Origin of the sequence: Allomesorhizobium camelthorni (assembly GCF_011045125.1) — a bacterium.
GTDB classification, from domain to species: Bacteria; Pseudomonadota; Alphaproteobacteria; order Rhizobiales; family Rhizobiaceae; genus Allomesorhizobium; species Allomesorhizobium camelthorni.
Genome location: NZ_JAAKZF010000024.1, coordinates 53,102 through 77,003 on the forward strand (window position 1 = coordinate 53,102; position 23,902 = coordinate 77,003).

At 59.6% G+C, this 23,902-nt stretch carries 15 protein-coding genes, 2 tRNA genes and 3 pseudogenes; 14 read left to right on the plus strand and 6 right to left on the minus strand.

Annotated elements, in window-relative coordinates:
- Positions 1-1,037: 1,037 nt before the first annotated feature.
- Positions 1,038-2,579, minus strand: coding sequence for a B12-binding domain-containing radical SAM protein (locus G6N73_RS17530; RefSeq protein WP_165029836.1), 1,542 nt, complete (start codon positions 2,577-2,579; stop codon positions 1,038-1,040).
- The gene (locus tag G6N73_RS17535) at positions 2,576-6,679 is read right to left on the minus strand and encodes an AAA family ATPase (RefSeq protein WP_165029838.1); all 4,104 of its coding nucleotides are present in this window, start codon (positions 6,677-6,679) and stop codon (positions 2,576-2,578) included. The genes G6N73_RS17530 and G6N73_RS17535 overlap by 4 nt, the downstream gene beginning before the upstream one ends.
- Before the next feature lie 287 nt (positions 6,680-6,966).
- Between G6N73_RS17535 and G6N73_RS17540 the strand changes: the two genes are divergently transcribed.
- From G6N73_RS17540 to G6N73_RS36960, 6 genes and pseudogenes are all read left to right on the plus strand, one after another.
- The gene (locus G6N73_RS17540; RefSeq protein WP_165029840.1) at positions 6,967-8,511 is read left to right on the plus strand and encodes an amidohydrolase family protein; all 1,545 of its coding nucleotides are present in this window, start codon (positions 6,967-6,969) and stop codon (positions 8,509-8,511) included.
- 66 nt (positions 8,512-8,577) lie between these two features.
- Positions 8,578-10,527, plus strand: coding sequence for a caspase family protein (locus G6N73_RS17545; protein ID WP_165029842.1), 1,950 nt, complete (start codon positions 8,578-8,580; stop codon positions 10,525-10,527).
- 42 nt (positions 10,528-10,569) lie between these two features.
- On the plus strand, positions 10,570-11,517 hold the full coding sequence (locus G6N73_RS17550) for a hypothetical protein (protein ID WP_165029844.1): 948 nt from the start codon (positions 10,570-10,572) through the stop codon (positions 11,515-11,517).
- Between the two features lie 182 nt (positions 11,518-11,699).
- Positions 11,700-11,864, plus strand: a complete 165-nt coding sequence (locus G6N73_RS17555; RefSeq protein ID WP_425484105.1) for a hypothetical protein — start codon at positions 11,700-11,702, stop codon at positions 11,862-11,864.
- 34 nt (positions 11,865-11,898) lie between these two features.
- A pseudogene (locus G6N73_RS36955) lies at positions 11,899-12,894 on the plus strand (adenylate/guanylate cyclase domain-containing protein); the annotation flags it as partial.
- Between the two features lie 1,066 nt (positions 12,895-13,960).
- Positions 13,961-14,665 carry an alpha/beta fold hydrolase gene (locus G6N73_RS36960; protein ID WP_165029848.1) on the plus strand — a complete coding sequence of 235 codons (705 nt, stop codon included), beginning with the start codon at positions 13,961-13,963 and terminating at the stop codon, positions 14,663-14,665.
- 226 nt (positions 14,666-14,891) lie between these two features.
- On the opposite strand, the gene G6N73_RS17570 is transcribed toward G6N73_RS36960, so the two are convergent.
- Together G6N73_RS17570 and G6N73_RS17575 are read right to left on the minus strand one after the other, a co-directional pair.
- Positions 14,892-15,842: a methyltransferase domain-containing protein gene (locus G6N73_RS17570; protein WP_343044657.1), complete on the minus strand. Its 951-nt coding sequence runs from the start codon at positions 15,840-15,842 to the stop codon at positions 14,892-14,894.
- A gap of 243 nt (positions 15,843-16,085) precedes the next feature.
- On the minus strand, positions 16,086-17,978 hold the full coding sequence (locus tag G6N73_RS17575; protein ID WP_165029852.1) for an adenylate/guanylate cyclase domain-containing protein: 1,893 nt from the start codon (positions 17,976-17,978) through the stop codon (positions 16,086-16,088).
- 547 nt (positions 17,979-18,525) lie between these two features.
- On the opposite strand from G6N73_RS17575, the gene G6N73_RS17580 reads away from it, so the two are divergent.
- From G6N73_RS17580 to G6N73_RS17590, 3 genes and pseudogenes are all read left to right on the plus strand, one after another.
- Positions 18,526-19,092, plus strand: coding sequence for a TetR family transcriptional regulator (locus G6N73_RS17580; protein WP_206078917.1), 567 nt, complete (start codon positions 18,526-18,528; stop codon positions 19,090-19,092).
- The gene (locus G6N73_RS17585; protein ID WP_165029856.1) at positions 19,089-19,991 is read left to right on the plus strand and encodes an alpha/beta fold hydrolase; all 903 of its coding nucleotides are present in this window, start codon (positions 19,089-19,091) and stop codon (positions 19,989-19,991) included. The genes G6N73_RS17580 and G6N73_RS17585 overlap by 4 nt, the downstream gene beginning before the upstream one ends.
- 540 nt (positions 19,992-20,531) lie before the next feature.
- Positions 20,532-20,624: pseudogene (locus G6N73_RS17590) on the plus strand (MucR family transcriptional regulator); the annotation flags it as partial.
- A gap of 35 nt (positions 20,625-20,659) precedes the next feature.
- On the opposite strand, the pseudogene G6N73_RS38600 reads toward G6N73_RS17590, so the two are convergent.
- Positions 20,660-20,812 (minus strand): annotated as a pseudogene (locus tag G6N73_RS38600) (MucR family transcriptional regulator); the annotation flags it as partial.
- A 672-nt stretch (positions 20,813-21,484) separates the two neighbouring features.
- On the opposite strand from G6N73_RS38600, the gene G6N73_RS17600 reads away from it, so the two are divergent.
- On the plus strand, positions 21,485-21,682 hold the full coding sequence (locus tag G6N73_RS17600) for a hypothetical protein (protein WP_165029858.1): 198 nt from the start codon (positions 21,485-21,487) through the stop codon (positions 21,680-21,682).
- A gap of 136 nt (positions 21,683-21,818) precedes the next feature.
- Positions 21,819-22,052, plus strand: a complete 234-nt coding sequence (locus G6N73_RS17605) for a helix-turn-helix transcriptional regulator (RefSeq protein ID WP_206078918.1) — start codon at positions 21,819-21,821, stop codon at positions 22,050-22,052.
- 107 nt (positions 22,053-22,159) lie between these two features.
- Here the strand turns inward: G6N73_RS17605 and G6N73_RS17610 are convergent.
- Positions 22,160-22,234: transfer RNA gene (locus G6N73_RS17610), tRNA-Asn, on the minus strand.
- A 127-nt stretch (positions 22,235-22,361) separates the two neighbouring features.
- On the opposite strand from G6N73_RS17610, the gene G6N73_RS17615 reads away from it, so the two are divergent.
- From G6N73_RS17615 to G6N73_RS17625, 3 genes are all read left to right on the plus strand, one after another.
- Positions 22,362-22,682, plus strand: a complete 321-nt coding sequence (locus G6N73_RS17615; RefSeq protein WP_425484103.1) for a PGPGW domain-containing protein — start codon at positions 22,362-22,364, stop codon at positions 22,680-22,682.
- 124 nt (positions 22,683-22,806) lie between these two features.
- Positions 22,807-22,880, plus strand: a tRNA-Cys gene (locus G6N73_RS17620).
- Between the two features lie 90 nt (positions 22,881-22,970).
- Positions 22,971-23,645, plus strand: a complete 675-nt coding sequence (locus G6N73_RS17625) for a protein-L-isoaspartate O-methyltransferase family protein (protein ID WP_165029860.1) — start codon at positions 22,971-22,973, stop codon at positions 23,643-23,645.
- The last annotated feature ends 257 nt before the right edge of the window (positions 23,646-23,902 follow it).

Here is a 23,902-nt window from a genome sequence, read left to right on the forward strand (position 1 = left end):
TAGTCGTTTCCAAATGGCCGCCCAGGGGACGCGTTCTTAATCACTACTCCACAGTGACCTCTGTCGTCTGCGTTGCAGGGGCGAGCGCGGAAGCTCCGGCGACAAGATGACCCTTGTGCGGATACTTGTCGCCAGCCAGTAAGATCAGGCTAAACTCGCGCTGTGCGGCGACCTCCTCCCGTCCGTTGCTTCGCCAGCACGGGCCGCCGCGGCTTGCGCTTGATATAGACTTCAGGTTCGGGCGGATAGTTCGGGTCGAGGAGGCGCTTGTCAGTGCGCATGACGCGGACGGCATTGCCGATCACGTTGGCGGCAGTCTCAAAACGCCTCTCATTTTAACCTGGCCCAGAGGTAAAATCACGACTTTGAATCCGAGTTAACGGGTTGAGGGTTGGAGGATCTGTTCGAGGTATTGGTTGTTTCTAGCGGCTCGTTTGCGGCGCAGCTTCAAGCTTCGCTTGTCGTCGATGCTTCGCAGCAGGTTGAAGGCGAAGTGGCGGACGACGGCCGCTCAGGGAGAGCAGTAGCTTCGAACCGCAGACAAATCGTTCCCTTGCAACCCGCGTATTGCATAGCCGTTGCATGCAAACATGCAGCACTTTCAGGGAGGAGAACATGGCTCGACAAGAAGGTCCCGGAGTCCCTGCTCCGTCTAAGCTCGGCAATGATTTTTGGATCAGAGGCGCATCTCCCACGCCAGATGCGCTTGCCTTCACGTCGAATAGAAACCGCCGTCTCTTTCATCGACACATCGAGACCGATATATTTTCTTCCATGGCTGTTCTCCATCAGATGCTTGGGCCCGGCGTCAGGTCGTGAGCCCGTATTTCCATCTTATCGGGGAGCAGCCACCTGCTTCCATAACTGTGCTGGTTCAGGGCGACTCGCTCCCGCGATTACCCCATGTGTCCATTTTACTGGTTCCCGGAATATGGATGCGGGTCCGCCGTCAAAGCCTATCAGAGGGAGCGGGGTTCTGGCGCAAGATTGGCGTTAGGCCATGCGCGCATTTCGCTGTGGCGTAGGATCGTCACCCCTCAATTGGGGTGAGATATCTTTGTTCGTCCGCTTCGCGCTTCGAGGTTCCTGGCTAGGTCCTCATCCAGCTCACCAGATGCATCGGTGATCATCGTCGGTGAGAAGTGCCCGCGGAACATCTCTGGTAGGTGGAAAAGCGGAGTGTACAGAGGCCCGAGCGGCTGCGTAGTAGTAACATATGTAAGCCTGTCGTCAGCACTCGATCTCGTCGGGAAACCTCGACGGTGAATTATCGACGGAAGGGTCAGACGTGCGCTGTTGGCGAGCATATGGATCATCTGCCTCCCCGAAAGCGACTGGCGGTAGGTAAGGTAGAATCCAAGGCAGTGACGCAGTATGCGATACCGGTAACCATGGAGTCGCGCCACTCGTCGCGCGAACAGAGCCACGGCTTCCATTGGGTCTAGGGGGCGTGTCATTAGCGTGAACCCGTCCATGTCGCGCAACTTAGCCGAGGGCAGAAAGCGCTTGTTGGCTACGCATTCGTTAAAGAGCGGCGTCCCCAGGAGCGGAATGGTCAGACTCAAGAATGCAGGCAGCGGCACCGATCGCTCGCTGGTCAGGAATGCAAGTTCATCGCGGATCGCCTGCAGGGTTTGTGACGAGGGGTCGAAAATTAAGCCGTACTGGAATACCACTCCAGCCTCGAGGCACGCGCGAATGGCATCCAGCTGGGGAACCACTAGGTTCTGCTTTTTCTGGTACCTCCTGAGCTGAGTTTCGCTGAGACTTTCCACGCCGCTAAACAGGCCGAGGCAACCGGACTCGCGCACGGCATCCAGATTTCGGGTGTCCTTGAAGAAATCCCAGGTAACGAGTGCAAGCCAGCCTTTGAACAACCCTTCTCGCCACAATGACTTGATCACCTGCAGCTTGGAGAGGAATGCGTCTCTGTTGTTACCGTAGAAGTTGTTGTCGATGAACATCGCGTATTTGTTGCGTGGCGCATTGCGGATTTGCGCCTCGATGTAGCCATGATCATAAATGCGGTAGCTTCTTCCTTCAGCCGTCAACGCGCAGAACGTGCATCTGAAATTGCAGTAGCGGCTGGTTTCTATGTAGTTGACAGGGCTGCGCCAGTTGAGGAGATCGAGCCGCGGCAACACGCTTTCCGAGACAGCCCAGTCCCCGAACACTTCGCGTGCTACGAGCTGAAGGTCTTCGACGTCACCGTCGCAGACATAATCGAAAACCCTAGCGCTACTTAAGGGCAGGGTGCGGGCGGCGGGACCGCCGACGACCACCACACACCAGGGAGCCTTCGTCCGCACATAGGCGGTAAGATGGCGCATGCGGTCGAATGAAGCCGTGACTCCCGTCAACACGAGCATGTCGGGCCAGGCGAATGCCGCCTCGTCGAGGAGCGGGCCGTCGTGAAATTCGCTATAGATGCGTACCTGTACCGTTTCGCGGTTGAAGGCACCGGCTAGAAAGGCATGTCCCGTGCCTTGCGGGACGAAATCGGGACGACCCTTCGGGTTACGGGTTTCGTCGAAGTGGGCAAGAACGATGAGCACTCGCGGCATCCGGGTTTGCGTCATCGCCAATTTCCTGAACTTATCCGCGAAATGGCAGAGACGGAGCGGATGTCGCCATCGGCCGACCGAAGCACTTCGCCCCAAGGCGAGTCGGAGTCGGCAAACATCCGCCCAAATTCTTGTCGGCAATCTGCCAGTTCGGGAAGACGTTCCATGGCCTCAGCCGCATCGGCAGGCATTTCCAATTGGATGGCCTTCTGAAATGCGCGGAGTGCGGATCGCTTCGCTCGCCGGGGATGGCCGAGGCGTGCGTGAAGGGCCGCCCCGCACAAGAACGCGGCGGGGCGGCCGATCGGAAAGACGTGCGCGAAACGCCGAAGCTTGGCGAGCACGGAGCGTGCCCCGGAGACATCTCCGCCGCCGCGGTCGATGGCCACTGCGAAAAGGCAGACCAAAGCCGGCAAGGTGCGCGTCTTCATTGCAGGATTCAAGTCCGCGGCCCAATTGAAGGCGCGCTCAAGCCAGGATGTCGCTTCTGCATTGCTGCCGCGTTTGAGCGCAGCATCAGCAAGGAACGAAGACCCCTCCACACAGTGCACCAATTCGAGACCACCAACCTGTCCGGCGAGCACCTCAGCAAACTCCGCGAGCAACCGGTCTGCGGCGTCCCATCGTCCCAGCGCCGCGAAACCACGTATTCCTCCGAGCAAACCGCATCCAAGTACTTGTGTATCGCCCCTCGTACGACCCTCTTCGCAAATTCGTTCTACAAGCCTTTGCCAACTATTGGTCCCCTCGAAGGCAGGCGTCAGTAGCCAAGGACCTGAAATTGTCTCCAAGCCGACCGCCAGTTCGCACCAGCGCCGCATATCACCCAAGGCCGAGGCACGCTCGAGTCCCAACACAAAGTTCCGCTGCGCTTCGCGCCAGCGGCCAATGCTCGTTTGATATAGGCCGCCTAGCAAATGAACTCGAATACGCGTTCCCGGATGGTCTATCCGCTCCGAGAGAACGGCGGCCAGGCGACTGTAATGCTCCGCCTGCTTGCGAAGTGGGATCACTCCGCATATCGCACCGAGGCTCGCGTAGTTGGCAGCCGTTGTTGGCGTGACGAACCTGTTTCGCTCGGCCAGATTTGTGGCTCGCAACGTGGCGTGGACGAGCCTCATCTTCTGGCTTGTGAAGTAATAGATTCGTGTGAGGTCCTCATGGGCTTTCGCCGCCAGCAGGAACGGCTCGGATTGCAGCGGGGCCAGTTCGCGCTTCAAAATCCAGTCGGTATCTCGGTGAATCACCCGACGCCACACTTGTTCGGCCAAATCCAGGACAAGATGCAATGTGAGGCTTGCGGGTGAGACAGGGAGGGGGACGCCCGCAATCCGCAGTCCTTCCTCATAGGCCTGCCTGGCCGCCTCGGCCCTGCCAAGATTGAGGTCTGCCTCCCCAAGCATGAAGCAGGCCGCGGCCCGTCTGTGCGGATCAACTTCTATGGACGCCTCGTCCGATGCCCGGAGAAATCTGGAGATCAGATCCACCACTGCAGCGTTGTCGAATTGCCGCAAACGAAGCTCGGCTACTCGGTCGAGATAGTTGTAGGATTTTCGCAGATCTCCCGCGCGTTCCCAATGACTCAGGATCAGTGGCAGATTCTCGGCATTGTCGGGCTGCCCGCTCTCCTCCATGGCCATTGCAATTGCCGCATGTGCCTCCCGACGCTGTTCCGCAAGCATGCTGTCGTAGACGGCCTTCCGGATGATCGCGTGGCTGAAGGCGAAGCGGTCAGGCCAGTTATCGTCGACCTTTATCAGATTCACTGATCGAAGATGAGAGAGACATTCGGAGACGTCCACTTGCACGGATTTGACCGGATCCAGCGCAGTTAATTCGGTCGCCGTGAAGGACGAGCCAATTGCGCTGGCAAGTTTCAGCAGCACCTGTCGGTCGGTTGGCAGAGAATCGGTGCGGCTGAGCACAATGGCCTTGGCGGCGCTGAGCAACGCGGCTTCGCTGGTGGAATTCGAGGTTTTTGTCGGTGTAGACGCTTGGCTCGAATCGGCAGTTGCGCGCTCGTTCATCATCCGGCAGATTTCGCCTATGAGGAACGGATTTCCTCCAGACTGTGCGTAGATCACCTCGTCGAATTTCCCCGATGAGCCCTCGCTCAAGGATGTGCGTACGAGGGTGGCCGTATCCTCAAAGCCGAGCGGCTTGAGTTCGATCAAGCGGAGGCTGAATTCTTGTGAGCCGGCCCATCTTCTAAGAACGGCTTCCGTTTCCGGGACCCGGGTTGAAGCGACCACGGGGATCGGCCGCTCGATGGAAAACAGGCTTCCCAGCAACAGGCCGGAAGCCTCGTCTAGCCAGTGGACATCTTCCAGCACGAGGACAGCTGGCCCCTTTTCAAAGGCGTGCGTGACAAGCTCGCGGAGCAGCCGTCGGAGATTGCGCGTGCGGCCGTCACCCGACATTGCCAGCGTCTCGATCGTTTCAGGAACTGTCAGGTCGATAGCGTCATTGAGCAGCGGAGCCAAAGGCGCGAGATCCGGCGTTCCATCAAAGTATAGATCGGCCAAGTCTCGCGCTTCCTCCCCACGAGTTTCCCCAAGCCCAAGGAGTTCACGTATGATTGCCCGCCATGCAAAATAAGGCGTCCCGCGCTCGATTTCGTCTGCACTGCCGGTAAGGATGCGGACACCTTTGTCACGGGCCTGCTCAACGAATGTCCGCAGCAAGGCTGACTTTCCAACACCCGGATCACCCTTGACTATCAGGACGCCCGTTTCCCCGTTCCGTACTCCCTCGAGGTATCCAAGCAGGAGTTCGAGCTCGGCCAGGCGGTTCACGAGCTTGGGCGGTTTCGGAATGTACGGCGGGCTTCTTGCGGCCACTGGGACGAAGGCGGGAACCTCTCCGCGCACACCCGGAATGGAGAGTACCCACGGCCCCTCGAAAGCTATTTGGCGTCCAGTCTCCTCTGCGCTTGTCCTGTCGACGACAATTCGTCCTGCCGCCACTCTCGCGAAGCGGGCCGCAGTATTCACCGCTTCTCCCACGACCGAGTAGTTGGCCCGATGCGGTGCGCCCAGCATGCCGCAGAAAGTCTCTCCGGTAGCGATGCCGATTGATGGCTGCGCCCCCAGCCCAGTCAATTCATCCGACAGCCGAAGGGCCGAAACGATGGCACGCCTAACGTTGTCGGAATGCTTCTCGCCGGGAAGTCCGAACACTGCAAATGTTTGCAGGCCGCTGGCTTGCATGGAGATGTCAAGGACCTCGCCGCCGGCACGGGTGACGGTTGAGATGCTACTGTCGACGAGCTTGTTGAGACGGTCGAGGTCAGCGTCAAGACTGGGGCGGGTAATATGCACGAACATTGCCGTGACAGTCCGTAAATCCGCCAGCCATCGAGACAGAGGGAACAGTAGGCGGCCGCGCAGTCCCAACGGAAGGTAGGCGATCAAACTGTCAGGGACCGAGACTTGTGCTGGCGAAGATGTCTCGCTGTCAGTCGAGAAAGTCTCGACCCATTCGAGACGTACGGTTCCCTCGCGCCCGATCCGTCCACGGGAATGTGCTTGGAGCAGCCCCCAGACTTCATTGGAAACCACAATCTCCCCCGTGTCAGTGATTTGTCCGCAGCGTGCAACTTGCGAAAGGCAGTCTCCGCTGACAACAAGCCATCGTTGGTCTGTGTGCGGCAGTAGGTGTATGAATGCGATCTCGCCCGCGCCGACACCAAAACGGAGATGAAGAAGCTCCTCCTCGAGAGTTGGCCCTTGAATTTCCGCACGAATGCGCTCCGCGCAATAGCAGCTTCGCCAGGCCGCAGACTTCAAATCGGCCAATGATTGGGCCTGCCACCCGGCAAGCAAGGAATCGCCCCCAAAACCGAGTACAGTTCCGCCATGACCCTCAATATGGCGCACAAGGTTGGCCATAAAATCATTGAGGAGTCGACTGACGCGCTCCGCCCCCTCAGCGCGATCGCTTTCAGAAAGCTTGGCTGTAAAACGCGTGAAGCCGGAAATGTCCGTGAGCAGGAGCGAGCCCAGAAAAACCTCACGTGATGGTCCGTCGATTTCGCACGCCGCCAAAGTGGACCATTGAACAAGACCACCGGGCAGATATCTTTGGAAATCATACTTGGAAGCTCCAGCAACCATGCACATGTCCGCCTTCAAGGTGACAGTAACATGAATGATACGACCTCCAAAGCCGCCGCAGCCACTGTGGGATCATCTCTCGAGCCAATTAATCGTGTTGATTTGAGTACGGCACGAAGTAGTGTCGTCGCTAACGGGCGGCGGACATGGGGGATGGCATGTTTGAGGAGAGAGCTTCGTCGAGTGCCCTTACACGGAGGGACATACTGAAATTCCTTTCAGCGGGGACGTTGTTCAGCTTTCTGGAAGGCTGCGGGACACCTCGACCACAACCAGGTTCCTGCTCAATGGATTTTCCGGTTGTTGATGTCCATTGCCATTTCTTCAACGCCGCCGACGTGCCCGTCGAAGGCTTTGTCCGCTATGTAATGCTGGGGGAACAAGAACCCGAGTTCGTTTCGGCGCGAAATGGCCCTGCTTACTTGAAACTCTTGAACGCTTTCATTGTCTTTCTTGTTGTCTTGCTCAGTGGAGCGGCCCCAAGTGCAAAAGAAGAAATCCTCATACTCAATAGGGCTACTGATCGGCCGACCCGCGCCGAAATCGAACGCCGCAAGAGAAGACAGCTACAAGAGGCAGTTCTAAAGCTCGACCAACTCGTGCGGGGGGGCAGGTCTACGCAAGAGTTTACAACGCTGCGATTTGCGGTTCCTCCAAACTACGAGGGCCTGCTGGCGGAATTCAGCGCAAGCACAGGCTTGGCTCGGCGCGGCGCATCGATGACGGAAGGCGAAGCGGACACCATCGCAACTGTACTCCTGAACCGGGGCGAGCTGCAGCGCTACATCGCGTTCGCGATGCTGATGCTGGACTACCGGGAAACGCTCGCCCGTGAGTACATCCGAATCTTCGCCTCCAATCGCTACGTCTCGCTAGTCACGCCAAGCATTCTCGACTTCGAGAAATGGCTTCCCGGAGAGGTTTCGCAGCAGTCCGACCAAATAGACGTCATGGATGCCGTCCAAGCTCACATCGCAAGATCGACGGGTATCCACATGCACAGCTTTGTCGGGTTTGACCCGCGTCGAGAGGTCCAAGAACCAGGCACGTCGCTCGCACTCGTCAAGCGCGCGATACTGGAGCACGGGTTCGTTGGCGTAAAACTTTATCCGCCGATGGGGTTCCAGGCATCAGACAATAAAGGTCCAATCGAAACTGCGCTGCGGCGGCTCTACGATTGGTGCAAGGATGCGGACGTGCCTATCATGGCGCATGCAGAAAACAGCATCGGTGCAGGTTGCGGGTACGGGAAAAAAGCCAACCCGGTCTTTTGGCGGCGGCTCCTTTCCACGAATGACTACGACAACATGAGAATCAATCTGGCCCATTTCGGCGGCTTCGACGAAGTAATGCGGCCCGGCGAGGTAGCCAGTTCCCAGTCGTCGTGCGAAGAAGATAAATTCAGCGGGCCGAGTTGGGAATCCATAATCGGCAAGACAATCGACAGTGACAAGCGTTCCAACTTATTCGCCGACCTTAGCTATTTTAGTGAGCTCGTCAGCCCCGAGGTCACTGAAACCTACCGAAAAGAAATACGTCGGCAGCTGGGTAAGTGGATTCGACAATACGATAGGAACGCAGCGCATCTGATGTTCGGGACAGACTGGTCAATGATGGCGCTCGAGACAAATTACAACAACTACATCCCAAGGATCAGCGAACAACTGACGTTGGCCGATGTCGGCCCTGATCAGCAGCAGAACATATTCTGGAAGAATGCAGCGCGCTATCTCGGACTCGCCCGCCGCGGGCAGTCACGTGACAGACTTGCCGCATATTGTCGAAATTGCGGACTGGACTCTGCTTGGCTTTCCGCGTTCGATACCGCCTAGATCATCGGGCTTCGTGTTTGCATTGGTGTGACCTGCGAAAGCTACCTTCGCGACGAATGTCGTGTTATGCTCGCTGCATTACGCAGTGATGCTTTGCCTTGCTGCTGGTCTTGGGGGATCGTCATTGTGAGAAGGCGGACTTTCCTTGGCGGCACCGCCGTTTTTCTTTCCGGGTTTCCGTGGGCCCAAGGTTTTGCGCGACCGGAACCGCGGACACATGCTGCGATTGTGATTGGCGTCCAAGATACGTCGGGTCTTCCGTCGCTCTTCTCCGCCATCCCTCAAGCCAAAATGTTCTCGAATTTGCTCACACACGAAGGCTACGATGTGCGCCTGCACATCGACCAAGGTATATCCGGGGATGAGCGTCGTAATCTGCTGCACGCAATCAAGACCAGCGTTTCGACGATCGCCGATCCGACGACCTTGACCCTGACCCAACTCGTCATCTACTTCACAGGTCACGGACTCTGGTCGCCCCAGGAGGGGGACGTGTGGCTTCTGCCTAACGCTTTGAGCGATTCGGACCAGGCAATCCACGTCAGAAGCCTAGAACAACTGGCCTATACTTCGGGCATTAGGAACGTCGTCATCGTCTCGGACGCATGCCGTTCCCCTGCGAACGACTATGGTCAGCAACTGATCAAGGGATCGGGCCTACTGCCCACCAATGACCGCAACTCGCGGGTCGACATCGACTGGTTCTACTCCTCGCGATGGGCGAAGCCCGCCTACGAAGTTGAGGTCGCGGCCCAGAAGTTCGAGAGCATCTTCTCGAAGGCCATGCTCAACGCCTTCACGGACCCGCCCGATTGGATCCTCTCGGACATCGATGGGCGGTCCGTCATCCCCAACGAGATGCTGAAGGAGTTCCTCTATTCCGAGACCGAGAGGCTGACTGTCGCCCTTGGTCTCTACGAGGATGTCTCGCCCTTCATATCCACTGCGTCGAGTGCCAACGTTTACATTGCCGGGCCGTACAGTCTTGACACGATCATGAACGAGACGGACACCATGATCGAGACGGACACAGGCTGGCTTCAGCGCACGCCTTCCGATCAGCAGGTCTTCGCGCAGGTCTTCGCGCAAACCGGGCTGCCTGTCACCACGACGAAGAGCTTGCCTAGAACCGACGAGTACGAGGCCAATCTCGAGCAGCGGATACATCGTCTCCAGGAGCAGCAGCAGAAAATCACCCCCATGCGCGATCTGGACTTGGGCGCGGCCAGTGCCGGCATCGCCATCTATAACGGTCTCGTCGCTGACGTCGCGGGATCGACGGAAGTCCATTCTCTCGGCCGGCGACGAGAAGGTAGAGATGGCGAAGGCGTCTATGAAGTGAGCATTTTTGGTGCCGAAGCCGCTGAGACGGGTGAAACCGCGATCCTATCGTTTGCGAACGGGAGCGGATGCGTGCTGGCGCTGCTGCGGGGCTACATCGCCCACGTTTTCGCGGATGAGTCCGGTGTCGACATGATCGCCTACGAACCGATCCCCGGTTCCGACGCACATTACGAGTTCCAAGCACAAGGGGACAGACTGAGGGATTTGCGGTCCTTGCTGACCCTTGCACTCAGGAATGGGGTGTTCGGGATCGACAACTCTTTGGCCGAGGCATCAGGGGACGCCGAAAGTTTCGCCGATCAGATCAGGTATTTGAAGTTTTCGGACCCGACACTCGGGATCTATGCTGCCTATGCTTACGCGCAAGCAGGCATCCAGGAGGAAGTTCGCGAGATCCTTGAAATTCAGACACGGGGGAACTTAATTGCGCGGATCTTCGACAACGTCCTTCTCGCGCAGCCGACCAGGGCGGAAGGGGCCGAGCTGCTTGCCGGTGTAGTGCCGTTCTGCCCCATGCTCAGGAACGGGTGGGAATTCCTCCGAGTCAAAGGCGTCGGACTGCCCGAGGCCGTAAACCGGGCCGGTCCCTATCTGAGAAACAGCGTCTGGACTTCCTTTGACCAGCCCGGCATCGAAATTCTCATGGACGCTCTCAGATCTGGAGAAATTTGAGGGACTGGCTCAGCCCGTCACATACCTTGCGGAGCGAAACGTATGGCCAACTTCGACAGGCGCGCTTTCATCTCGTCATTTTCAGGAGCCGCACTGGCTCTCTCCGGCTTGGGCCGGCATGCCTCCGCTACGAATGGCGTCCGCATCGTAATGATCCACGGCTGTTGCCAGCCCGACCGGTCGGCCGAGGAAATCGGGCAGCAGTGGCTGGCCGCGCTTAAATCCGGGGCAGCCGCGGCCGGGCTCCACGTCCCGCAAGATGTCGAATTCGTTTTCCCATACTACGGTGCCAAGCTCGGTGAATGGATCGAGAGATACAGCGTTAAGCCAACCACCAGCATCGTCTCCAAGGGCAATTCGCACCAGGACGACTACCTTCGATTCCAGCTCGAACTGGCCGAGGAACTGCTGGTCAAGGAAAAAATTCCGCTGTCTGAGGTGGGGGCGGAATATCAGGGCGCGCCGGGCGAGAAGGGCCCGTTGAACTGGGAATGGGTACAGGCGGTTCTCAGGACGCTTGAGGCGCGCAACGACCGCCTCGCCCAATTCACCCTCGACACGTTCACGCGGGACGCGTTCCTATATCTGAACAGGAAACCCGTACGAAATGATATCAACAATATCATTCTTAAGCATCTGGACGACCGCCCGACAATTGTCGTCGCCCATTCTCTTGGTACGGTTGTTGCTTATGATGTTCTTAGAAGCAATCGCTTCAACGTACCGCTTTTCGTCACATTGGGAAGTCCGCTCGGGCTACGAACCGTTAGCAAGCGGCTCACTCCAATAGCTTTTCCGCAAGGGGTTTCGAGCTGGAACAACTTCTACGACGATCGAGACCCGGTCGCGCTTTATCCACTCGACAGCGAAAACTTCCGCGTCGATCCGGAAGTCTCGAATATATCTGACATCCAGAATGGTACTCGGAACCGTCATGGGATTGATGGATATCTGTCCTCGCCAAGCGTGGTAGGCCGAATACTAGAGTAGTACCGTACCACAATCCAACGACGGTTGGAGCGGCGGTGTTGGCACGTGTCGGCTTCGGGGTTTCAAGCTCTTCATCGCGTCCGGCACCAATGACTGCAACGGGTCGATAGTGTTGAAAAACTCCGGGTTGCAGCAGTCCTGAGGCACTGATTCAATCTTCGTTGTAAGAGGAGATTGAGTCGATGATGGGCGAGCAAAGTGTGGTGCAGGAGGAGTTGTTCTACGGCTTCAGCCTGGAGCGGCATGTGCCGTCGGATCACCTGCTCAGAGCGATCGCCCGCTTCGTCGACCTGTCCGCCATCCGCCAGCATCTGGCCCCGAGGGTATCAAAATTGCTGCACAGGTGAGATTACCCGCTTTGGGGGCCACATTGCCAAATTCATGGGCGACGGCGTGCTGGCCTATTTCGGCTGGCCGCATGCGCATGAAGATGACGCCGAGCGGGCGGTGCGTGCCGGCCTCGCTGTGACCCGCGCGCTTGGCGGGCTCCCGGCACCTCAAGGTAGCTGTTTGGCGGCGCGCGTCGGCATTGCCACCGGCTTGGTCGTCGTCGGCGACTTGGTGGGGTCAGGGCCATCGCAGGAGCATTCCGTTACCGGCGATACCCCAAACCTTGCAGCTCGGCTTCAGGCATGCGCAAGGCCCGGGGAGGTGCTTGTCGCTGAGGGTACGCGGCGTCTCTTGGGCCAGCTCTTTGCCTTTTCCGAGCGAGACGGCTTGGTGCTCAAGGGCTACAACGCCTCAGTCCGCGCTTACGCCATCGTGGGCAGTGGCGGTATGGAGAGCCGCTTCGGTGCGTTGCACGGGCAGGAGGTCGCGCCACTGATCGGACGTGAACGCGAGTTCGCCATACTTCTCGACGCGTGGGCCGGAATCGCCGACGGGCAAGGGCAGGTCGTCCTGCTTATCGGCGAGCCCGGGATCGGCAAGTCGCGACTGGTCGAAGCGCTTAAATCCCGGCTCGACGCCACGCCTCACGCCCGCTTGGAATATCAGGGTTCCCCGCTCCACGCCCAGACCGCGCTCCATCCTTTCGCCAGCGAACTCGCGCGGACCGCCGGATTCCGCCGCGAAGATGGGGCCGCGGCACAGCGCCAAAAACTGAATGCCCTGCTCACGCGGCGGTTGGGAACCAGTGCCAAGGCCGCCGCGCCATTTCTCGCGACGCTTCTCGCCTTGCCCGCAGAGGGCGCGCTTTCCCCGGACCTCACGCCGCAGCAGGTCAAAGCGAAGACGCTGGCGATCCTGACGACACAGGTCGAGGCCTTGGCACTTTGTGGGCAGCTCCTGCTCGTCTTTGAGGATGTTCACTGGGCGGACCCAACTTCGCTCGAGCTGCTCGCTGCATTGGCGGAAAGGGCAGCCTCTCTCCCGGTCCTGATGATTGTCAGCCATCGGCCGAAGTTCACGGCGGTTTGGAGTGACCTCCCGCACACCCTTTCCCTGACGGTCGATCGTCTCAACCGGCGCGATGCCGCGACACTTGCTGAGCGGACAGCAGATCCGGGACGCCTGCAGCCCGCGGCGATCCAGCGCATCGTCTCCCGAGCGGATGGAGTTCCCCTCTTCATTGAGGAGTTGGCCAGGGCGGTGCTTGAGACGGGGCCTCTGGATGAAGCCGAGTCAGACCTTTCCGAGATGTCGTGGTTATCTCACAAGGAGATTCCGAGCACTCTGAGCGGCCTGCTGTCGGCCAGACTGGATCGCCTGGGCTCCGCAAAGGAGGTCTTGCAGGTCGGTTCCGCCATCGGTCGGGAATTCTCCCGCGAGCTGGCGATTGCAGTATTGCGGGGCGAGAGCAGCTTTGCCGACGAGGCCCTGGAGCGCGCGGTGGCAAGCGGTCTGGTTGTCCGCGAAGGTGCCGGTCCGTCGGCGACGTATAGATTCCGCCACGCTCTCATTCAGGAAGCGGCTTACGCCTCCCTGCTCAAGAGCCGCCGTCGGTCGCTGCATGCCCGCATCGCCTACCTCGCCGAAGCGCGCACATCCGAGTTCCGCGCTTATGGACCTGAGTGGCTGGCCCGACACTACGCCGAGGCCGGAGAGACCAATCGGGCGGCGGCTCTTTGGCTCGAGGCCGCCCGTCAGGCGAAAGCTACGTTCGCGACTCGCGAGGCCGCGTCCCATCTGGCGGCTTGTCTCGCCACGTCGCGATCTCTCGCCGGAGGTGCGGAAGTGACGCCTGAACTTCGCCACATCCGCACTGATGCTTTCGTCATGCTTGGGGATCTCGCGAGCCTTGCCGAGGACATCGCCGCGGCCGACGATCATTACCGCCAGGCAATATTCGAGGCCTCAGATCCCGAGGTCCGCCAACGCATCGAGAAAAAGCGCCACCACTGCAGAATGACAAAGCGAGACTCAGCGCCCATCGCCTTTTACGAGCACGGTGCGGGGGGACACGACGTTGCTCTTTGTCAGCACACAGGCGGTCGGATTGGCCATGTTCCAGCCTATCCTCGAGCGCCTCTGCGACAACTTCAGGGTTGTCACCGTGGATCCGCGAGGGTCCGGTCGCTCGGCTGGCCTGCACAGGCCCTACACGATCGCCGAACATGCGAACGATGCGCTCGCCGTGATACGCGAGCTTGGGGCTACGAGGCTGATCGGCGTCGGTATCTCCATGGGAGCCAACGTTCTGTTTCGAGTGGCACATCAAGCGCCAGGGCTTTTTAGTGGAATCGTTACCATCGGCGCGCCTCCGGCCGGCCAGGGCCAGGAACATTTCTCAGACGACTGGATCGCGCTTCAAGCAGAGATGAGACGCAACGGAGAGGTCGAGCCCATGCTACGGCTTCACGTAGGCCAGATCTTCTCAGAGCCCGAAATGCACGAAATGTTGGACTCCGTCGTTCGATCCAGGCTCAAGCTACCGAAGGAGACACTCCTTAGCTTCTTCCTAGACGCCACGGACGGCGACGTGACAGGAATTCTCCCTGCCGTGCACGCGCCGACGCTAGTGACGCATGGCGCAGAGGATCGGCTGGTCTCATTCGCGGCTGCAGAGCAGACTGTATCATTGCTTCCGGACGCAACGCTGCACGTCTTCAACGGCAAGGGCCACTTGCCCCTATTTACGGCCACGGCCGAGTTCTGCAACGTCCTAGAGGCCTTCATCAGCAGCCTCGCCGCGGACAGGCCGGCTTGAACGAAGACGCTGCCGCGCTGCTCATCGGCGAACTCCGATGCGGCGGGCAATACCGGTGGTCAGTGAATTGCGGGCTGGCGTCGAGGCAGCTTCCCTCCAAGGCCTTGGCGCGGCCCCCCGGGAGTGACCGCTCTGGCTCAATCCTTCGCATCCGGCAAGGACGTGGGTGCGCCATAAGCGGACCTGTGCAGAGGTGCATCGCACAACCGTTTCATCGCCATCCAGATCAGGCCCGCGCGAGCACCACCCGATACCAGGCGGGGAGCGAGACGCGACCGTCCTTGCCGATGAAAGGACGCAGCGCGTCGCGCACCGCCTGTGCGACGGCCTGCTCTCCCGAGTTCCGGATTGCAGGCGCGGTCGGTCCGGCTCCTACAAAGGCGCGTTCGGCGGCATCGGAGTCATCGAAGACGATCGACATCTCGATTTCGTTGTCGTCAAGGGCCGTCAGGCCAGCCGCACCGAGCGTCTGGTCGAGCTTCCCCGGTTCCGATAGCGCGAACATGCCGCTCTGCTTCATGCTCTCCAGTGCCTCCGGCGGAAAAAGGGGAAACAACGGCTTGAACACCAAAGCAATGCCCGACTCGGATACCTTGGTCGGGATCACCACCGCGACTGGACCATGTGAAACCCGGCGTGCCTCGGCGAGAGCTCGTGCCTTGTCGTCGGCGAACTGGAAGGCGTTAAATCCTGTCACCACGTCGAAGGAATCATCGGGCCACGGCAACGCCTCGATGTCGCCCACGCGAAAATCACCCGACGGCGTACGCTCAGCGGCGATCGCGATGAGCCCCTCAGCCGCGTCGATGCCGGCCACCCTCGCGCCGCGATCCGCGGCCATGCGCGCAAAGCGGCCAGCGCCGCATCCGCAATCCAGCACCCCTGTGCCCGATCCAATCCTTGCCCGATCGAGTACGTGCTCGTACAGCGGCGTCCCATAGCCGCTAGGACCCTCCCAAGTCTCTGCCCAATCGCGTGCCCGCTCGCCAAACAGAGGGCCCCAGCGGGTAGCACTGCCGCCGTTCTGGCGTGTTTCGGGCATGAGGTCGCCCTCCATTTGGGTTGGTTCATCTCTACCACGACCGCCCCGGGCACGTCGCGTCGAAACGTGTCGAGCCAGCCGGAACTGCTGCCGACGCGAGGCTGCATTCACGACCGGCCCCGTTCCCATTGGCATTGCTCGTTGAGAAGTCTGCTTAGCGCCAAATTTGCGCCGTAGCGCGAGCAAATTCGGATGACTGAAAGGGGTCGCGAGTTATCGTTCCGGCCAGAAGATCGCCCGTTCAGTGGGCGGTCGAACACGCGCTGCCTTGTATGGTTTAATTTAGCACAACGTAAGCGAGTACAGCCCGCCAGACGTTGGACATTGCTAACAGACGGTCAGTCAGCCTCTGTCTTCTCCTCTCCAATTCCCGATGGCCTATTTGTCCGAGTCGCCAGCGGCGCGGATGTCGTCAAACCACCGACGCCGCAGGTCATCCGCAATCGGGAAGGGAATCTCGTCGCTTGCGACCCAGCCTCGGCGTTCCTTCAGAAATGCCGCCAACGCGTCTCGCGCCTGCTGCGGCTGCCCCAGACGGACGTAACAGGCAGCGAGAATCTGCGACGGACCATGGCCCATCCCCTGGATGACTTCCACGCAGTCGTTATAGTGCCCCGCGAGGTAGGAGGCCCAAGCCAATCCATTGTAATAGTACTCCGGCCAGAAGGACGGTCCGTCCGGTTCGCGGCGGATCGATTCCTTAGCCCACGCGACGGCCTCATCCGGGTTCCCGCATTCTGCCATCGGGGGTACGAGCGTGCCGCGCACCCAAGCATCGTAAGGTGTCAGTTTCACTGTCGCTTTGGCATCTATGATGCATGTGGCGAAATCGCCGCCAGTCTGATCTGCGAAAGTCGACGCCCAGCGGAAGTAGTACTCCTCGAAGCGCGATCGCCGCCTGGCCTTGAAAAAGCGCGCGGACTCCGCAACGAGCTTTTGTATCTCCGCGACGTTGGCCGCGCGCTCTTGCCCAGAGACTTGGTAGGAGTCGTAGAGGTGCGTGAACGCAATCTTGATGCGAAGCAAGGGTGAATCCGGAAAGCGCTTCAAGCCTGCAGCATAGATTTCACGGGCTTGGGGCATCTCCTCATTGGTAAAGCGCATGTGGTGCGTGTGTCCGCGCACGTAGTAGTCGTATTCGGTAAGCTCAGCCTCCGGCTTGCTCCAGGCGATGCGTTCATATGCTTCCCGCATCTTACCGGTCATGCCGCCGAGCGAATTCGACAATGTGTCCGCCGCTGCTTTCTCCAGCACTGCGGGATCACTGCTCGCCTGTTCGAAGCGTGTGGACCAAAGGTGCGTGTCGGCCGTTCCGTCGATCAGCTGGGCCGTTATCACCGTTCCGTCGCCGCTACGCCGCACCGTGCCTTCGATGACGAACTGGGCGGCAAAGCCGCTCGCAATGTCGCGGATATCGGCGGGGTCGCTGGTTGGACCGACGCTCGAAATGCCGGACACGACCTGAAACTCGGGAAAGTTCCATAGGAGGTCGCGCAAGTCCTCGGTTATGCCGATGCCCAACTTATCGTGCGCAGGGTCGCCAGTGAGGTTCTGGAACGGCAGCACCACGATGATGGGAACGCCGATCGCGGAATCCGGAGTCGAAGCGACTGCCGCGGGCTCGGAACGAAGTTTTTCGTAGCCGTACCAGCCCGCAGCTGCCGCGAGGACCACGCACAGGGCCGTAGCGACCTTCCGCCATTGCAGTGCAAGCTTCGCCCAGTGGCGTTTCGATCCCATAGGACTGGAGGCGCTCGCATCGACAGCGACGCGATAGACGGAAATCGGCTCGGCGATGTTTTTCACTCGGTGCTCGCCCAGCGACTCGAACCCGAACGCCAGCTTGTGCTTGACGTTCTCGACAACCGTTCGCGAGAGCGCGATGCCGCCTGGTTCGGCCAACTGCTGCAGCCTGGCCGCGATTACCACGCCCTCGCCGTGGCGGTCCTCTCCCTCTAGGATAACGTCGCCGAGATTGATGCCCATGCGCATGTCGATGCGCTGCACATCGGCCAAGCCGTCGTTGCGTTCGGCCATGCCGCGCTGGAGGACGACCGCGCATTCGACGGCATCGACCACGCTAGCAAACTCCGCCAGGATGCCGTCGCCCATCAGCTTGAAGATGCGGCCGTGATGCTTCTCGATTTCCGGCTCGAACAGCCCCTTGCGGTGCGCCCGCAGCCGCTCGAATGTCGCTGTCTCATCCGCCTCTATGAGGCGGCTGTAGCCGACAACATCCGCAGCCAGTATGGCGGCTAATCGGCGTTCCATTGTCCAGGTGCCTAGCAATCAAGGCGAAGTAGCCGTCCAAATCCTAGAACTGAAATCAGGTAATTGCGAGCCCGGGCCGGAGCACTGCTTTCCTTTGATCGCCGCGCAAACAGGAAAGCATTGCGGTGTGGGTCACCTCGGCTTGTCTGAGCAACGAGGGAAGCGCGAAGGCTACTGTCTGCATTTTACTCTCCTTTGGCCAATAAGAATTCTCGATGAGATGCGTTCGAGTCGGATCCGTCGCACAATCCTAGTCGTGGCGACCGCACGGTCTGTGCGGCAATCATACCGCTTGGTCGGAATCGCGATTTGTCCTAGACGCCCGGCACACCGAGTTCTGCAGTCGAGGCAGGTTCTCCATGGAGGCCTGCATTCCGCTCTATCCGGTGGCTTTACGCGGTGATCCGCACCACGAGCGGCGTGTGGGGCTAAGTATCAACGTGGCTGCAACGTTCGAAACACGCAGCCTTGCACGTGTAAAACGATTGATTTACACAGAGGCATGCCGACCGTCTCTTCCGACCCTACAGTGCGACGATGCGAGCTTGTGTTCGAGGCGCACGGCTTCCACGGCGCAAGCATGGACGCCTTGGTGCGAGCAGCGGGCGTGTCGTCGCGCACGCTCTACAAGCGGCACGGCTCGAAGCAGCAGTTGATCTTGGCTGTGCTTCGCATTCGGGAGGATCGGTTCTTCGCCTCACTCTCAGACGACGGCGTCAACGCGCTCTTTGACGGGCTGGCCCTGTGGGTGAAACGCGAGGGCGGGCGAGGCTGCATGTTCCTGCGTGCCTTGGGAGAGTTCGGCGACAGGGAGGGACCGATCATGGAGCGCGTCGCCGCCTACCACGCGCGCTTGAGGGGCGAGATCGCAGCGCGTATCGCCCATCAACGTGAAAAAATGCCGCCCGCGAGGGCGGACGGCGGCGCGGCGTCGCATGATGGTTCCCATGACGTCGACCCAGCACTGGTAGAGCTCATCCTGATCCTGTTCGAAGGCGCGGCTGCAGTCGGCGCGTATCGCGGACCGGATGCCGCTCGGCACGCCGGACAGGCGGCCTCAGAGCTCTTGGCCGCCAAATCCCGTCCCTTCGAAACGCACGATGACGTATCATGACGCAAATTTCAGCTCGCATCTTGGTGCCCACTGACGCACTCATCGGAGGGCACCGCGTCGCGCATGGCGTGCATGGCACCGGCGCAAGCGAACGGCGGCAGGCGGAAGATCGATCAGTGGTCCTGATCCACGGGACGCCGTCCTCGTCGGTCATCTGGCGCAACATCGTGCCCGTGCTGACGGAGGCGGGCTATCGGGTGCACGTCTACGACCTACTGGGCTACGGTGCCTCTGAGCGACCGCAGGACCCCGCAGTCGACACTTCGGTGTCCGGGCAAGTGCCGGTGCTGCTGGGGCTCATGGATCTCTGGAATCTGGAAAGCGCGCATGTCGTTGCACACGACATTGGCGGTGCGGTTGCGCAGCGATTGGCCGTCCTGCATCGCAAGCGCGTGCGGTCCCTTGTCCTTCTGGACTGCGTGAGCTTCGATTCCTGGCCATCGGAGCGGACGCGGCGGCAAATGCGAGAAGGACTGGACAAGCTGATCGCCGCGCCACCCGACCGACATCGTGCCCACTTCCGGGACTGGCTGTTGTCCACGGTGGAGAACAAGGAGGCCATGATCGAGGGTCCGCTCGACCACTATCTCGACATCATTACGGGGCCGGTCGGACAGGCCAGCCTCTTCCAGCACCAGATCGCACATTACGATCCGCGCCATACGGATGAACTGACTGACCGTCTGCACGAACTGGGCGAACTGTCAGTGCGTCTGATCTGGGGCGAGCGCGATGGCTGGCAGCGACTCGAATGGGCGCGAAGACTGCACACTGCCATTCCGGGCTCGGAACTGTGCACAGTCCCAGATGCAGGCCATTTCGTCATGGAGGATGCGCCCGGAACCGTAGGGGCACTCGTGACCGAGTTCTTGGACGCTCGGTCGTTGCGGACAATGTGAGCTTCCACCTTTCACCGTTCCGCGCCCGACGACACATGCTTGGCCCGCTGTCATATATCCAGCGAGGACGGATGCCACTGCTCCAGCTACCGGAGCTTCAATGGTTGTCGCGCGATCTCCAGCAAGCTCATGTGACGTGAGGTGCTGTCATGTACAGTCATGTGGCTGTCGGCACGCGATCTCTCCCTCTTGGCCGCGTTCTACGACGCAACTCTTGCCCCGCTGGGCCTGGTCCGCACCGGAGACGGAAAGATCGGCGGGCAGCCCTGTATGCTCTGGGCGTACCCTGGCCGGCGTTGGCCGCAATTTTGTGTTCAGCCTCCTTTCAATGGGCTGCCGTCGACCTGGGGCAATGGTGCGCAAGTCAATCACGCAGCAGAGGCGGGTGATGAACCCGCCTCTTCTTTTTGCCGACTAGGCGGCTTTCCTGCGAGCCCGCTTTACAGGTTCCGCTGCGCCTTGGGTTTGCGGCCGAGCCCCCATCTTCTTGGCGAGTTCCGAACGCGTCGCCGCGTAGGAAGGAGCGACCATCGAGAATAAATAATCTGCCTCGATGATGGGAAGAAGTTCAAATCCCTGAAGCGGCATTTGAAGACAACGTTCGGGATAACGCCTGAAGAATACAGGGCGAAGTGAAATCTGCCGGCCGACTGCCACTCCGGGGTCACCGATTTCTTGATTGGAACAGCGGGCGTGAGCTTTTTTAGCGATTTCTTGGCGGAACCATTCGACAGTCCTAACAAAGATTGATGGACCTGCGCGATCAGAGAAGGCAATTCAGATAATGGAACCGGCCACGGCGTCGGGCTGCCAGAAACAATTTGCTTTGTTCATTGGCGAAAGGCCCTCATTTCCGCACATGTGCCTCCCCAAGGATTCGCAGAGAAATTCGTTCAGCCTGATCACGAACCGAATAAATTTATGGTGAGCGCAGCGCGCACTGACGCGCTACTGTGCTTACCGAAACGGATTCATTTCTCATTGTTCATCGAATCCTTGTACACGAAATCCAAATGATTAAAATAGGTCGCAAGGATTCGCTGTCACTCCGGTGTAAATTGGGATAATGTGCGAATCCATAAACCCGTGTCAACAATATTGTCAATTTACATTTGGTTAGTGTTGTGGGCCGGCCGCTCACCGCTCGTGAAAATTGCTCCGTCCAAGGGAATGATGTCAAGATGCGTCGAACGTTGTTAACCCGATTGGGATCGTGCTTCACGTATACTTCATAGCCGGCTTGATTTTTCGAGCGGAGGTGGCATTATCGGGATAGGCTGATGCTGTGTCGGCCACTTAAGCGACGGAGGACGTGACAGAGCGACGCTGCCGATCCGATGGACGACTTTGAACGGTCCGCGATACTCGCACTGAAAGCGACGCTCCGGCCAAGAAGAAGCTGTCAGGGAGGACCGGGGCTATAGGAAGCGCCGTTCCCGTGTGCCGATCCCGCTTAGAGGCGTGGGGCCTTGAGCTCTGCCAGGAGGATCGAAGTGGAAGATGAAAAGAAACCGGACCAACTCCGCGGGTTGATGGATTGTGTGGAACGGAAGGTGGTGACCGGACTAAGGCACGGCTATTTCGAAATTTTGATCCGATGTGAAACAACCAGTCGCGGGATGCGGCGGGTCATAGTCCGCGCCGGCAGGAGCTACAAATTCAATGTTCAGGAGAACGAGGTGGCGCGCTGAGGCTGCTGCCTCCGAGCGGCGATCCCCGGCATGGGGACGCGAGGAACCGAAACCGGACGGCCATTGGCGCATCGGTGTGAATCCGGGGAATGGCCACAGGAGCGCGGGGCGGCGAAACCGACCCCGCGGAATAGCGATGAAACGACGCCACAGAAGGTTGATAAGACTGCTGACGATGAAGGAGTTGAAAGCCGTCAAGGGGATATCTTACTCCCGGGCCCAGATCTATCGGTTGATGAAAGCCGGGAAGTTCCCGCACAGCATCGCGATCGGGGAGAACCGAATCGAGTTTCTGGAGCCGGAAATCGACCGATGGATTATGGTCAAGAAATTGGAGCGCGATGCCAACCTGAGGGCAACGGGCCGTTGACGTAACGGGTCCGAGCAAAGAATCGTGAACTTTGTCGGATGTTGCCCCAAATGTTGCCCCGGGGAGCTAGGCGTCTTCGGCAGTTCAGCCAAAAGGCTTGAAAAGCCTGGCTCCCCGGGCCGGATTCGAACCAGCGACCAACCGGTTAACAGCCGGTTGCTCTACCACTGAGCTACCGGGGAACAGAGGCTCGCGTGAACGAGGGTGCCTATAGCAAACCAATTTCGGCTTTGCAAAGCGGCATTCGCTATTTTTCGCGCGAATTTCGGCGCACTCTCTGTGGCATTGGAGCGCAAGCGTCATCATATGATGCCGTGCAGCAATGCGGCTCGTCCGCCGCAGAAGCCACATAGCCCTGACCGGAGAGCCGAAATCAGCAGCCACCATATTCCCCGCCGCAAGATACCGCTTTTCGGGCGCGAGCTGGCGATGCCGCAATCGCGCAGGCTGCGCATCGCGATCGGCATGCTGCTGGTGATTCTCGGCATTCTGGGATTCCTGCCGGTGCTGGGCTTCTGGATGGTGCCCCTCGGCGTCCTCATTCTGTCCTACGAGTTCGCGGCGGTGCGACGGTTTCGCCGGCGCAGCGTGGTATGGTGGGAGCGCCGCAAACGGCCGCCTGGCGAATAAGGCTGCCCGCGGGAATAACGGGCGCCGGATGCTGGCTCCGGCTATTTTTTTAATCAGCAAAGGCGCTTGTCGCCCCGAATACCCTCTGTTAACAGAGCCAATCGTAGAACGCCGGCAGCGGTGAGGCCTCGTGGCGGAGTGGTTACGCAGAGGACTGCAAATCCTTGCACCCCGGTTCGATTCCGGGCGAGGCCTCCAACGCCGCCGCGGCCTTCAGCACGTGAAGGCTGTCCGTTCTACCCTGAATGAAAACGCGTTTGAAATGCGCCGCCAGCGGGTCGTTTGGACATGAACACTGACTATTCCGAACAGCGCCGGAAAATGGTCGACGGCCAGATCCGCACAACTGACGTGACCAATCCGGCCCTGCTCGACGCCATGCTGACCGTGCCGCGCGAAGGTTTCGTCCGGACCCTGCAGCGCGGCCTCGCCTATATCGACGAAGACATCCAGATCGCGACGCCAGACGGCGATCGCGGCCCACGCTATCTGATGGAGCCGTCGCCCTTCGCCAAGCTGGTGCAACTGGCCGAGGTAAAACCTTCCGACTTCGTGCTCGATGTCGGCTGCGGCACCGGATATTGCTCGGCCGTTCTGTCCAGGCTCGCCAGTTCCGTCATCGCGCTCGAAAGCGATCCCACGCTCGCCGAATTCGCCACCGACGCCCTTGCCGAACTCGGCTACGACAATGTCGTGGTGGTCCAGGGGCCGCTGCGCGAAGGTTATGCCTCGGAAGCGCCCTACGACGTGATTTTTGTCGGCGGTTCCGTGGAGGAGGTGCCGCAGGCGTTTTTCGATCAGTTGAAGGAGGGCGGCCGGCTGGTTGTCGTGGTCGGGCAGGGCAATGCCGGCGTTGCCCGCGTCTATCTGAAGACGGCAGGAGATGTCAGCGGACGCAGCGCCTTCAATGCGGCAATTAAGCCACTGCCGGGGTTTGAACGCGTCCGTACATTTGAATTCTGAACCGATACTTGTTGTCTTGCGCCTGTCGCATCGCCATGTTGGCTTGGGGTTTGGACCATCGTTGCCGAATTTTCGCGGCCGGGGACGGAAGCGACGGCGCAAAGTATGAAACGCATTACGGCCGACAGCTTCCATAGGTGGCGGGCTGGCGTGGTTTCTGTTGAAATGAATGAGGGGTTCTACTCGTGTCTGTACGCCAGGGTATTCTTGCCGCGATCTTCTTTTCAACGACGGCGCTTTCTCCACTAACCGCCTCC